16 protein-coding genes are annotated in these 13135 nt (G+C 39.3%); all 16 read right to left on the bottom strand.

Annotated elements, in window-relative coordinates; translation table 11 throughout:
- Positions 1-127: 127 nt before the first annotated feature.
- Positions 128-730, bottom strand: coding sequence for a recombinase family protein (locus tag BA724_RS13605; protein ID WP_069939271.1), 603 nt, complete (start codon positions 728-730; stop codon positions 128-130).
- Positions 731-761: 31 nt separating this feature from the next.
- Positions 762-1124, bottom strand: coding sequence for a helix-turn-helix domain-containing protein (locus BA724_RS13600; protein WP_069939270.1), 363 nt, complete (start codon positions 1122-1124; stop codon positions 762-764).
- Positions 1125-2352: 1228 nt separating this feature from the next.
- On the bottom strand, positions 2353-3324 hold the full coding sequence (locus tag BA724_RS13595) for a 3,4-dihydroxy-2-butanone-4-phosphate synthase (protein ID WP_069939181.1): 972 nt from the start codon (positions 3322-3324) through the stop codon (positions 2353-2355).
- A 373-nt stretch (positions 3325-3697) separates the two neighbouring features.
- Positions 3698-4591 carry a hydroxymethylglutaryl-CoA lyase gene (locus BA724_RS13590; protein ID WP_069939180.1) on the bottom strand — a complete coding sequence of 298 codons (894 nt, stop codon included), beginning with the start codon at positions 4589-4591 and terminating at the stop codon, positions 3698-3700.
- 23 nt (positions 4592-4614) lie between these two features.
- Positions 4615-5112 carry a LeuD/DmdB family oxidoreductase small subunit gene (locus BA724_RS13585; RefSeq protein WP_069939179.1) on the bottom strand — a complete coding sequence of 166 codons (498 nt, stop codon included), beginning with the start codon at positions 5110-5112 and terminating at the stop codon, positions 4615-4617.
- Between the two features lies 1 nt (position 5113).
- A complete protein-coding gene (locus tag BA724_RS13580) occupies positions 5114-6388 on the bottom strand; it encodes a 3-isopropylmalate dehydratase large subunit (RefSeq protein ID WP_069939178.1) in 1275 nt (424 codons plus the stop codon).
- A gap of 69 nt (positions 6389-6457) precedes the next feature.
- Positions 6458-7696: a CaiB/BaiF CoA transferase family protein gene (locus BA724_RS13575; RefSeq protein ID WP_425389029.1), complete on the bottom strand. Its 1239-nt coding sequence runs from the start codon at positions 7694-7696 to the stop codon at positions 6458-6460.
- A gap of 24 nt (positions 7697-7720) precedes the next feature.
- On the bottom strand, positions 7721-8014 hold the full coding sequence (locus BA724_RS13570; protein WP_083256233.1) for a hypothetical protein: 294 nt from the start codon (positions 8012-8014) through the stop codon (positions 7721-7723).
- A 45-nt stretch (positions 8015-8059) separates the two neighbouring features.
- Positions 8060-8476, bottom strand: a complete 417-nt coding sequence (locus BA724_RS13565; RefSeq protein ID WP_069939175.1) for a riboflavin kinase — start codon at positions 8474-8476, stop codon at positions 8060-8062.
- A 75-nt stretch (positions 8477-8551) separates the two neighbouring features.
- Positions 8552-9043 (bottom strand): flavin reductase family protein, encoded by a 492-nt coding sequence (locus BA724_RS13560; protein ID WP_069939174.1) that lies wholly within the window; start codon positions 9041-9043, stop codon positions 8552-8554.
- 24 nt (positions 9044-9067) lie between these two features.
- A complete protein-coding gene (locus BA724_RS13555) occupies positions 9068-9628 on the bottom strand; it encodes an NADPH-dependent FMN reductase (RefSeq protein WP_069939173.1) in 561 nt (186 codons plus the stop codon).
- Positions 9629-9662: 34 nt separating this feature from the next.
- On the bottom strand, positions 9663-10076 hold the full coding sequence (locus BA724_RS13550; protein ID WP_069939172.1) for an ArsC/Spx/MgsR family protein: 414 nt from the start codon (positions 10074-10076) through the stop codon (positions 9663-9665).
- Between the two features lie 37 nt (positions 10077-10113).
- A complete protein-coding gene (locus BA724_RS13545) occupies positions 10114-11277 on the bottom strand; it encodes an LLM class flavin-dependent oxidoreductase (RefSeq protein ID WP_069939171.1) in 1164 nt (387 codons plus the stop codon).
- 37 nt (positions 11278-11314) lie between these two features.
- On the bottom strand, positions 11315-11728 hold the full coding sequence (locus BA724_RS13540; protein ID WP_069939170.1) for a thioredoxin domain-containing protein: 414 nt from the start codon (positions 11726-11728) through the stop codon (positions 11315-11317).
- Positions 11729-11783: 55 nt separating this feature from the next.
- Complete coding sequence (locus BA724_RS19070) at positions 11784-11915, bottom strand: hypothetical protein (protein ID WP_281182013.1); 132 nt, start codon at positions 11913-11915, stop codon at positions 11784-11786.
- 26 nt (positions 11916-11941) lie between these two features.
- Complete coding sequence (locus BA724_RS13535) at positions 11942-13129, bottom strand: LLM class flavin-dependent oxidoreductase (protein ID WP_069939169.1); 1188 nt, start codon at positions 13127-13129, stop codon at positions 11942-11944.
- Positions 13130-13135: the final 6 nt, after the last annotated feature.

The raw sequence follows: 13135 nt of genomic DNA, 5'->3' as shown, positions 1-13135 counted from the left end.
AAATTTGCTATTTTATTTTTCCCTTTACGTAAATCATTAAAAAAAGCGGCTCTTGGCCACTTTTCATCAAAGTTACTTATGAAAATACTCACCTTAATTAATCCTAAACATTGCTATCGAGTCAGAATCAAGTTTTAATCATCTGGTTCTTTAATTTTTTATATTCCGCATAAATTGTAGACCTCGGAACACCCGTTAATTTTGAAATATCGGAAATGGTCATTCTTTTTTCTTCTCTTGCTTCGAAAAGCTTTATAGCTTGCTTAATATTCTGGTCTGGTTGTGCTTTCCGTCCCATCTTTTTGCCGTTATTCATGGCTCGTTTTCGACCTTCTCCTGTTCGAGAAACAATCATATCTCGTTCAAATTGTGTAAAGCTACCAAGTGTATTAAACAGCAGCATTTGAAATGGGTCATCTTTTGCATCAGCTTTAAATGTCATATTGTGATCTATGAATGTTATGCTGATCCCCTTCTCCAGTAATTCACTAACAATTTTATTTAAATCTAAAATACTCCTAGCCAAACGATCTATTTTAGTTACATAAATGTGATCACCAGACCGAGCGTGTTTTAAGAGTGCTTTAATCTGTTCTCGTGCTGCCATTTTTATTCCGGTCACTTTTTCAATAAATAGTTGATCTTTTTCTACACCGGCTGATTCTAGTCGCTCTATCTGTGTCTCTAAATCCTGGCCAATTGTGCTAACTCTGGCGTAACCCAGTTTCATAAAGGTCACCATTTCATATAGAATTAAAAAATTAAAGTTTTTCCTCTTTAATCAGCTCCCAGACTTTCTGAAGCTTACGAAGATCTTTTTCACTCCAATACGGAAGCTGTTTGTACCAATAATCGAGTTCTGGATCTTTAATAACTGCTTCTTCATCCTGTGTTTCATATCCATTTTGTCCAATCCCAAGCAGCCAGCTAATGGATACTTCATACAAGCCTGCTAGATGCGCAAGTGTTTCTGTTGGCGGCTTTCGATAGTTGCGTTCGTATCCCGATAAACTGGAAAAAGAAACACCAATTTTCTCGGCCACTTCTGTTTGTGACCATCCCTTTCTTACTCTAGCCATCTTTAACCTATCACCCAGCACAGAATATGATTTCTTATTTTTCATCAGCATGCCCTAATGCGCTTTTTGAATTTTTTACGGTGAAATATTTTTTCGTTATCATTTTAATCCTTCACCTCTTATTATTATTCCCTATCCATATTATACCACCTAACATCCGCAATTTTGTTATATTTTAGACGTTTATTTTAGACTGAATTCTAGATGCTAAATACCTATAATATGAGCTCTTTATTATGAATAAAAAAGAGTGTCTAAAACTTTTAAATTTTAGACACTCAATCTCTTTAGAAACTATTTAATTTGTTAATTAACTAAAATTACCTTCACCCTCTGATTACATTTTGTGTCTTTAATACAGAAGAATACACAGACCCTACAGGAGAAAAAAGTGAATCGAACTGTTTCAAAAGAAGAATCAACAGAGCGCTTCTTTTCATTGAATCACTTGTTGGAAAGAGACGGAAATGTTTATTATAAAGGAAAAATTTTATCCCAAACAGATTGAGATAAAACCAAAGTCCTGCTTAACCTTATATTAGAGGACTGAGCAATGTATACATTTTGGGTAAGGAAAGGGATATAAAAAATGAGCTTTTTATATTTCTATAATTTCTGCGGCTCGATTTGACACATTAATTTCTTTTATATTAAGAAGGTTATGGAAAGGGTTGTTTTGGTGTTCTATTACCATCTAATATCTTCTCCTTACTTTATTCCTAAAAACGATTGAAAAGAGCTTAAAGATTTTTTATTACATACCATTTAAATATGGAAGCACTAGTCATCGGTTAAGATTAAATGCCATTTATCGAAATCTGAAGCAAGAACTTTTTCTTCTTCTAGTTAAGTGGTAAGCCTAACAATTTTCGCTCCTCTTTCTGCATGGTCATCTTCTCTTATGTCCAGCTGTCCGTTTTTTGGTCCATAACAAAAAGGCAGCTCTTCTTTATAGTTTGGCAGCCTTTTCATTTACTATTGTGTACATTTATAGCTGATTAAATAATTAGGCTCGCATGGTCCAGATTGCCTTCTAAATAACCTACACTGAGAACATATCCCCAGTCTACATCAAAACTTTAGCAATTCGTCTACAATTGCAAAACGCTCAAGTATAATGGAGATAGGAAATCTTTTATAACTTACTCTATTCTTTTAACAAGCCTATATCTATTACAATAGAATTAATTCCTACAATGCGAATACACTACTCGTAAAGCTCTAAACCCAGAGCCTTAATTAGAATAAAACTTTTGCTTTTAATGGGTTTCTATTAAGAAATCTCTTGTAGATTTCCTTCAATTTCTTTCTCTAAATCTTGAAAAATCATTTTAACTATCATTGAATAAGGGAATAAGTATTTAGTGTCCACTTTAAAAATTACGACTATATCTATTCCCGCTGTTAGCGATTTAATTGCCTGAGAAAATGATTCAGTGTAAACAATAGATTTACTAGAGTATTGACTGTTTTCATTTAGAAAATATCGCATTTTTTTCATTTCTAAAATTGAGTTATTTATATTTGATTTGTTGATTATAACCTCACACGTCTTGTCTGCAATTTCATAATTATAGAGAAGCACTGAATTGTTATGTAAAAAAAATTCAGTGATATTTTTTCTCACTGTGAAATTTTCTTTTTGGATCTCTAATAGGAGTAAATCAGAAAGAAAAATGATTGGTATATTAAGCTTTTTACCTAGTTCTGCAGCATACAAAGCATTAGCCATTTCCCCTTTATCATTTAGTATGTCGCATACGGTTACTAATGAGTCTTCTTCAGTTGCTTCTCTAGCTACAGTTAATGCGCCTTCAATAACTGTTTGCTTATCAAATAAATTCGTAGATTTAGCTACTACAGGGAATACATGTCCAGGGCTTATGAATCCGCTTATAGAAAGGGTTTTAGCAAACTTCTGGATTGAAAATGATCTTTCGAATGCAGATATGCCAGTTGTTGATTCAACAGCATCTATTGAGAAAGTATAATTGCGTGTAGATTCGCTTCTATTCTCATACCTAGTTTGAGAATAAAGACCTGCTTTTTCAGCTATTTGGGCAGGCATAGAAATTGACAGCATTCCGCAAGCGTTTGTTACCATACAATTTACTGTTGTAACAGTTGTATATTTGGCTAAACAAATAATGGCAGCATCGGTTATGGCTTTTGTATCATCAATTAAAATTAATGAATTTCCTTTTGCGAAAAATTCAAAACTTTCCTTTAAATTTGATCCAAACATGTAGATGCCTCCTTTAATTTTTGTTCAACGACATCTATTTCAGTTATTATAATAATTGAAATAATATTTATTAATCATTCGTTTCTGTTAATCTTTTAACCGATTATTTTTTTGAGCAATTTTTTTGCTTGCTTAATTAATTGCTGTTATTCAGCAAAAGAAAAATGAATAGCATATTAAGTGGAAATTTAACATGGAGAGACAGCATGGGAGTTGTAAACAGTTAACTGTTTTTTAGCTTAATCAAACCTCTGCCAAGACCTTGCACATGTAGAAACTCCATGTTAAATCTTTTAAAATGAACGTTAACCGTATTGAAATAAAAATTTTAAATGTATGTTTTTAAATAATAAATTCGATAATAGAAACTGCTTTATACTGTTATCTTATGATAGTGCCCAGTCAAGTCACGATCTGTTAGCCTTTTAATAAAATCAACACATTTCCTTAACTCAGTCAGGTTAATGCCTGTCTCAATTCCCATTTCATTTAACATGAATACAACATCTTCTGTTGCTACATTCCCTGCCGCTCCTGGAGCAAATGGACAACCTCCCAATCCCCCAATAGCTGTATCAAACCGGATAATCCCTGACTCTAAGGCTGCCAGCACATTTGCTTGAGCGAGGCCATATGTATCATGGAAATGTGCTGTGATCATCGCTTTCGGCTGGCAGTCCGTCACTTTCTGAAATAAATCTAAGACCTGCTTAGGGTTCGCTTTGCCGATTGTATCACATAAGACAATCTCATCAGCGCCCAAATCATCAATCCGGTCGACCATTTCTAATACTGTGCTCGAATCCACTTTCCCTTCATAAGGACACCAAAAAGCAGTGGCAATATTGTATCGAACAAACATGTCCTGATTTTTTGCTTTTCTAACGACGCCTTCAAACCTTTTCATAGAATCTTTTCTTGACATTTTCACATTCTTTATGTTGAAACTGTCGCTGGCACCAACAACAAGAGAAAGAGCACGCACGCCATTTTCGACTGCTCGTTCATAACCTTTTTCATTCGGGATTAACACCATGTATTGAATGCTCCGATCTTGTTCCATCCCCGCCAGTACCTCTTTCGCATCTTTCATCTGCGGAACATAGACGGGATGAACAAATGACGTTGCTTCCATTCTCTTTATCCCAGTTTTATTTAGCGCATGAATAAGCCCAATTTTTTGTTCTGTTGGAATAAAATTTGCTTCATTTTGAAGGCCGTCCCTCGGACCTACTTCAATAATCTCCACTTTATTTGGCAGGTTCATTTTCTTTCCCCCTTTCTTCTTCTTTATGAAAACTTTAATTTTTTCGCGAGATATGGCTCTAATCCGCCAAGCTGTACCATTTCAATCAAATGTTCTGGAAGCTTTGTCCCTTGGTATTCTGTCCCTTGTGTATGGTTGATAATTTTGCCTTCCAAAAGATCGACTTCCATTTCATCTCCTTCTAGAATGACAGATGTATCTTTCATATCCACGACTGGAAGCCCAACATTTATTGAATTTCGATAAAAAATGCGTGCAAATGAATTTGCAATAATCGCACCGATCTCATGGTGCTTCAAAACCATTTGTGCGGTTTCTCTGCTTGAACCAGAACCGAAATTATGACCGGCAACTAAAATATCCCCCGGCCGTACTTTCTTAGAAAATTCAGGGTCAATGGCTTCCATGGCATGCTCGGCTTGTTTTTCGACAGGCTGGCTCATATATTGTCCTGGTGAAATAATATCGGTGTTGATGTTGTCTCCATACTTCCATACGCGTCCGCGAATCTTATATGACATGTTATCTGACCCCCTGCAGAAGATATTTGCGGGGATCCGTGATTTTCCCCTCAATGGCTGTTGCGGCAACTGCTGCTGGAGAACCTAAATACACTTCTCCTTCCGAGCTTCCCATCCGTCCTCTAAAATTGCGGTTTGATGAAGACATAACGACCTCTCCGGCTCCAATAACTCCGCTTGTAAAACCGCCACACGCACCGCATGAAGGCATGTTTACGATGCATCCGGCTTCTGTCAATATTTCTAAAATGCCTTCTTTATTTGCTTCCATCCAAATATGCTGTGACGCTGGTACAACAAGACAGCGAATGTTTTTCGCGATTTTCTTCCCCTTTAAAATCTCCGCCGCTACTCTTAAGTCGCTTATACGCCCATTTGTACAGGACCCTAAATATACTTGATCGACTGCTTTTCCTTCTACTGCACTGATTGGATGAACGTTATCGACCTCATGCGGACAAGCGACTTGCGGCTCCAATTCAGACGCGTTGTAGTGTAAAATTTGAGCATAAGACGCATCTTCATCACTTCGCACCGTCTCGAGTCCATCGTCTACACCTTTTGATCGTAAAAATTCAATGACTGTTTCATCCGGTTCAATCAAGCCGGTCTTTGCCCCTGCTTCAACGGCCATGTTCGATAGCACCAATCTTTCGTCCATCGATAAGCTTTTAATAGCGCTCCCCGAAAATTCAATGGTTTGATACGTTGCACCCGCATGGCCAATATCTTTTATTGTTTTTAGAACAATATCTTTGGCGTATACACCGTGCGGAAGCTCTCCGTCCCAGATAACCTTGATTGTTTCCGGTACTTTCATCCACGTTTCGCCAGTCAGTAAGACACCTATCATTTCTGTTGAGCCGATGCCAGTCGCGAATGCGCCTAACCCGCCAGCCATGCACGTATGCGAGTCAGTTCCGAGAATTAATCTGCCCGGCCGCACATGTCCGTGTTCAACAATGACTTGATGACATGGACCTTCAAATTCATAATAATAAGGCAGGCCTTGATCTCTCGCCCAATCACGGGTGAATTTTAAAATGTCGGCTTGCTGCACCGTCGCGGGAGGTGTGCAGTGGTCGGAAACGACAACGACTTTCTCTTTGTCGAATAATTTTCCTCCTAATCGCCGAAATCCGCCGTCGATTAACCAGGGGCCTAACAGATCGTGCATCATGGCGATATCGGCTTTCACCCAGACAATATCCCCCGCTTTAACATTAGAATGTCCGGCTGCTTTCGCCAAAATCTTTTCTGACATCGTCATTCCCATTTTGAATCAGTCCCTTCTGTTCATGAATGTAAAGGAAATAGAGCTAACGTTTCATTGCTTGCTCCTTATCTAATTCTTGACTGTCTTTTCTTCTCTGTCTTTATTTCGAATAATTCCTTTTTCTTTCAGCAGTTCGATTTGTTCCTCGGTCAGCTTTAATTTTTGCAGAAAAATCTCTTCATCATGCTGTCCTAGTTCCGGTCCCGCCCATTCAATTTCACCCGGTGTTTCACTTAGTTTTGGCACAACACCTGGAACCATCAATTTTCCGATTCCTTCAACTTCGATTTCTTTAATCATGCCTCTTGCCTGGTAATGAGCATCATTGACAATGTCCTCAATGGAATAAATGGAGCCGGCGGGAACGCCTGCTTTATCGAGCTTTTTGAGCACTTCCGATAAATTTAGACTTTTTGTCCAGTTTTCTATTTTTTTATCTAATAGCTCTGCATAGTCGGTTCTTGTTTTATTGCTTTCAAAACGCGGATCATCCGCAAATTCCGGCAAGCCAATGGTAACCATTAGGCGTTTAAAAATACCATCACCATTTGCGCCAATTACGACGAATTTTCCATCTTTACACATATATGTGTTCGAAGGTGTAATACCAGGAAGCGTACTCCCCGTTCGTTCCCGTATCACGCCAGCATGGTCATATTCCGGCAGCATGCTCTCCATAAAGCTAAAGACAGATTCATATAAGGCCACATCCACGCATTGTCCTTCTCCAGACTTTGCAATGTCCCGATTGTACACAGCCATAAGAGCGCCGATCACTGCATAAAGAGAAGAAATAGAATCACCGATACTGATGCCGACCCTTGTCGGTGGACGATCTGGATAACCGGTTAAATAACGAAGGCCCCCCATCGCTTCTCCAATCGAGCCAAATCCAGGTTTATCCCGATATGGTCCATCCTGTCCGTAACCGCTTATTCTTACCATAATGAGACGTGGATTGATTTTCTTTAACTGTTCATAGCCGATGCCCCATTTTTCCAGAGTTCCTGGCCGAAAGTTTTCAATGATTATATCCACCTCTTCCGCAAGACGGTGAACCATTTCCTGCCCTTCCGGCTGGCGTAAGTCAAGTGTAATTGATTTTTTATTCCGGGCTTGAACATACCACCATAAACTCGTTCCATTTTCGACGATCCGCCAGTTTCGTATTGGGTCTCCATTTTTTGGATTTTCCACCTTAATAACTTCTGCTCCAAATTCCGCAAAAAGCCTTGCTGCGGATGGCCCCGCAATTAATTGACCCATCTCTAATACTTTTAATCCTTCTAGGGCTTTTCTTTTCATGATGCCACCTCCAACAAATAGGAAATCTTAAGAAATCAAATGTTCCTGAGAGCCGAGACTTCCGATATAATCATTCAGCATTTTCGTTAAATTTCCGTGACCAAATTTTATCTTCTCACCTTTTTTACGTGCGGACTTCTGCTGAAGATCCATTAAAAAATGATGAATTTTTCTTCTTCTGTCTAAAATGTTTTTTGTTCCTTTTTGAAAGAACCATGCATCAATCGTATTATAAACGCCACGATTTATCCCAAATTGATCATGACAGTATTGAATGAATTGCAAATCTGGTAAATGAATAACATCTGGTTTCGTACTCAATTTCTTCACGCTCCTTCTATCCGCGCTGTACTTTTCACTTCCCTCTTATAATGAGATGGGCTTCTGTTCCTCAACACTCATCGTTGAAAAAAGATCCTTTGTCATTTGAACGTCTCTTGAGATCTGTTGCTTCAGCTCATCCAAATTGCTAAATTTCTTCTCAGCACGTAAATAAGTAATCGGCTTAATTTTCAAGTATTCTCCATATATATCTTTAACAAAATCAAGGATATGAACTTCAATAGACAGATCTGTATTTTGCGACAATTGTAATTCCTTTATTGTCGGACAATTTCCCACATTCATTACCCCTATATACTGATCTTCTTTATGATAGACAGAAACCGCATATACCCCTTTTGGCATCGGCGTCAGCGGATCTATAAAGTCCAAGTTGGCAGTTGGAAAATCAATTGTTCTGCCCAATTTTTGCCCGTGGACGATTAAACCTGTAAACGTCATCGCCGTTTCCCTCCTATTATCTTAAATAAAGCGAATAGCGAGGGGTCACTATTCGCTCTTACAGATAGCAGATCTTTATGCAGGCCAATTAGCCGGAATCTTACCTACATTGCGGCGGAAATACAACATTGGTTCTTTATCATATTTTTCAATATCAATCACTTGTCCAAGAAAAATAGTATGGTCCCCCGCATCAATTTGCTGAATCGTTTTACATTCCAGTATGCCCAAAGAATCAGCGATGACGGGCAGGTTATTTTTTGACTGTTGCCAATTAGCCTTTGAGAAGCGGTCCGGATCTTTTCCTGCAAAGGCCCAGCATTGTTCTTGCTGTTCGTTTGAAAGTACATGAACAGCAAAGCCTTCTGCCTTCTGAAAAGCTTCAAGTGATGTAGATCGATTGTCAATACACCAGAGCACCAGAAGAGGGTCAAGTGATACAGACGTAAAAGAATTGACAGTCAGACCACACGGGTTACCCTCCTGATCTATTGTCGTAATGATTGTGACGCCTGTCGGATAACTGCCCATAATCTCCTTATATACAGCTACTTGTTCAGTATTCATTTATTAAAACCTCCAAAGAAATGATTAATAGAGAGAAGGCCCTAACACATGACCACCCGTCATGTTCGCCAAATGGACCAAATCCCTTCCGAAAGATTCCGCCTGGTTTCTAACTTTTTCTTCCACGATGTTTCCATCTTCTACATTAAACTTTGAGTGATAGAGAACACCGGGGATGGTATGAACTTGAAAGAATGCCATGGCCGATCGAAAACCAAGATCCATCCCTAAGTAATGATGGTCACTTCCGCCGGTTGCTGCCATCCCTGCAGCTTTCCCTTTCAAATAGTCATTCGGGATAAGGTCTATTAAATTTTTCAAGGTTCCTGTCATAGATCCTCTGTACATTGGGGATCCAAATATATATGCATCTGCCCGCTCTATTTTATTTAATATGTCTTGAGTCTCTTGAGTGTAGGATTCAATGGGCCGCCCATCACAAAAATTAAGCGTGTGTTCAGATAAATCGACAATATCAATTTCTACCTCTTGATTGCCTGACTGCGCCCCTTTTAAAGCGCTTTCAATCAATGCTTTTGTTCGTCTGCTCGATGCTGAACTTCCGCATATCCCAAGTAATCTCACAATCGTCCACGCTCCCTAATGCATATTCGCCACGTCAGGCTATTGTGACATCTTTAACTTTCACAAAACGGAATGTCGACACCATCGTGTCCAAATCATACCCGATTAAAATAGTCTCATAATCCGTAACAATTGGTGTCATAACCATTGCCGGGTAGGTTGCAAGCAGCTCGATGATCTCTTCATCTGATAATTCTCTTTCTTGAATCGCTTCAATATGGACTTTTTCAGTTTTCTTCTGCGGATTGATTAGCGAAAATGAAAAGGTATCCGGATACACCAGCTTCCTTACCCCGCCAGGCACAATGGATGCCAGCCGCTCAATTTCTTCTTTCGTTAATTGAAAAACGCTGTTTTCTTCCACTGGAATTCCATTGTTTTTCAGCCAAGCTTTCGCAATATCTGATGACGGATTGCCTGATTTTCCATACAGCACCCACTGATCCATTTTTCAAGACCCCCATTTAATTTTTCGTAAGACGTTTTTAGGCATTAAGAATTGGCTCTGTAATCGTTGAATCTTCTTTTATAGGATTTCTGACACCCGCCTGCTCAAGCAAAGGCAAAACATTTTCGTTAAAGTAAGGCATTTCTTCCATATAATCAAGAAAAGAGACCAACGTACCGGATACACCTGTTTTCGATAGTTTAATCATTTCATCCGCTACCTGTTCCGGTGTGCCGACAAAGCTCCAGCCACCCCAGCCGCCAATGAAATTTTCTCTTGCCTTTGTTAAGAATTCAGCCGAATTGGAAGAAGATTCAATACCAAACATATCACAAATAATATTGGCCACTTCCCAATCGCCCTGTTCTCGAACGTAATAGTTATAAAACTCTTTCGCCTCTTTTTCCGTTGGGCGACATACCACAAATCCGGTTGTGAATGTGTTTATTTCCCGTTTGTATTCTTCCCAGGCCAATTTTTTCATAAAATTGGTCCATTCCGTCGCGTGTTCCATTGATTCGATATAGCCAAAGTTAAAGTCAGAAAATCTTGCCGAATATTCACGTCCTTTTGTAGATGTTCCCGCACTAATCAATACAGGGCGTGGACTCTGTGATGGTTTTGGTTCCTGCCAGCCGTCTTTAATTTCAAAAAACTCACCCTTGTGATCAAAAAATTGTTCAGACCACATGCGCAGTACGACTTCCATCCATTCTGTTGCGTATTGATAGCCTTTATCATGTTCCATCTTTTTACCGCTGAACATTTCCATTTCTTTTGGAAACCAGCCGACAACTGTATTGAGGCCAATTCTTCCTTTTGAAATATCATCAATGGTGGAAAGCATTTTAGATGCTACGATTGGATGCATTGTCGGTACATGGGACGTACAGAACAAATAGATTTTCTCTGTTACAGCTGCCATAGCCGCTGCCCACGTATACGTTTCCATGCATCTTCCATTGAAGTTGCTGGAACCGCCAAATCCCCTCCATCGCGCAACAGGCACAATACACTCGTATCCTGCATCTTCCATCATTTTAGCTATTTTTACATTTGTCTCAAAATCAGGTTTAAAAGTTGTATCTGCTAACGTCATCGAACAGGAATTGTTTACATTTGGCCCAAAGATTCCGAGCTTCAATTTATTTTCATTAAACATTGGATTGCCTGATTCTCTAAATATATCAAATCTGCTCATTCCTTCACCGCCCAATTAGTTTTAAAATACTTCTTTTTCAAGAAAGTGTGACGTCTTTAACTTTCACAAAACGGAATGTCGAAACCATCGTATCCAAATCATACCCGATTAAAATAGTGTCATAATTAGTAATAATTGGTGTCATAGCCATTGCCGGGTAGGTTGCCAGTAGCTCGATGACCTCTTCATCTGATAATTCTCCTTCTTGAATCGCTTCAATATGAACTTTTTCGGTTTTCTTCTGCGGATTAATTAGCGAGAACGAAAAGGTATCCGGATACACCAGCTTCCTTACTCCGCCAGGCACTATTGCTGCCAGCCGCTCAATTTCTTCTTTCGTCAATTGAAAAACACTGTTTTCTTCCACTGGAATTCCATTATTTTTCAGCCAAGCTTTCGCAATATCTGATGACGGATTGCCTGATTTCCCGTACAGCACCCATTTATCCATTTTATGATTCCCTCCAGTCTATTCTTCGCCATCGTCTCTATGGTTTTGACGTTCGTTATGCTTTGGAATCGTGGCAATTACTTTGGCAAACGGCTTCATCCACCTTAATTAAACGACTGATGAGGTCAATGACTTCCTCTTCTTCTTCCTCTCTCTTGTAGTAATCGTAAAGAAACCATTCCAACATAACGAACGCCTCCAATGTGATGTTTTTTAAGGCACTAATATTTCTTTTTGCTGTTTCGGAAACGTAATGACCTGCTTTTCACTATTATGATTTACTGGATGACGTACACCTGCCTGTTCCAATAACGGCATAACATGTTCATTAAAATACGGCATTTCATTCATGTAATCGACGAACGATAAAAGCGTTCCCGACACGCCCGATTTGGCAATCGCAATTAATTTTTCAGCCACCTGTTCCGGCGTACCGACAATTGCCCACCCGCCCCAGCCTGCAATGAAATTTTCGCGGAATTTTTTGTTGAATTCAGGAGACTGAGAAGCCGTATCGATATTAAATAATTCGCAGATAATATCCGTTACTTCATCGTCACCTTTCTCCCGTACATAATAGTTATAGTAATCCCATGCTTCTTTTTCGGTCGGGCGGCAGACAACGAAACTTGTTGTAAACGTATTAATCTCGCGGTGATACGAGTCCCAAGCTAATTTTTTCATGTTTGTCGTCCATTCTCTTGCCTGGTTCATCGACTCAAGGAAAGAGAAATGAAAGTCTGTATATTTCGCTGCAAAATTCATACCTGCTTTGGAAGAACCCGCATTAATGAGAACGGGGCGCGGACTCTGGCTTGGCTTGGGCTCCTGCCATCCATCTTTAATTTCAAAATACTCTCCTTTATAGTCAAAAAATTGTTCGGACCACATTTTTAGTACAACTTCGATCCACTCTGCCGCAAATTCATACCCTTGATCATGACCTAGTTTCTTCCCACCGAACATACCCATCTCTCTTGGAAACCAGCCAACTACTGTATTTAAGCCAATTCGTCCTTTTGAAATATCATCGATCGTCGAAATCATTTTTGACGCAACGATCGGATGAACCGTCGGCATGTGTGACGTGGTGAACAAATAAATCTTTTTCGTGACAGCAGCCATGGAAGCTGCCCATGTAAATGTTTCCATGCATTGTCCGTTAAAGTTACTTGGACCGCCAAATCCCCTCCAGCGCGCAACTGGGACAATACATTCATACCCTGCATTTTCCATCATTTGGGCAATGTTTTTATTCGTTTCAAAATCAGGTTTAAAGGTTGTTTCCGCTAGTGTCATGGCACACGAGTTATTAACGTTTGGACCAAAGATACCCAGTTTTAATTGATTATCATTAAACATTGGATTTCCTGCTTCTCTAAATACATCAAATCTGCTCATATATAA

Origin of the sequence: Domibacillus iocasae (assembly GCF_001750285.1) — a bacterium.
Taxonomy (GTDB): Bacteria; Bacillota; Bacilli; order Bacillales; family Domibacillaceae; genus Domibacillus; species Domibacillus iocasae.
The sequence above is the reverse complement of the archived record's forward strand: the minus strand, read 5'-3'. Positions and strand labels throughout refer to the sequence as shown.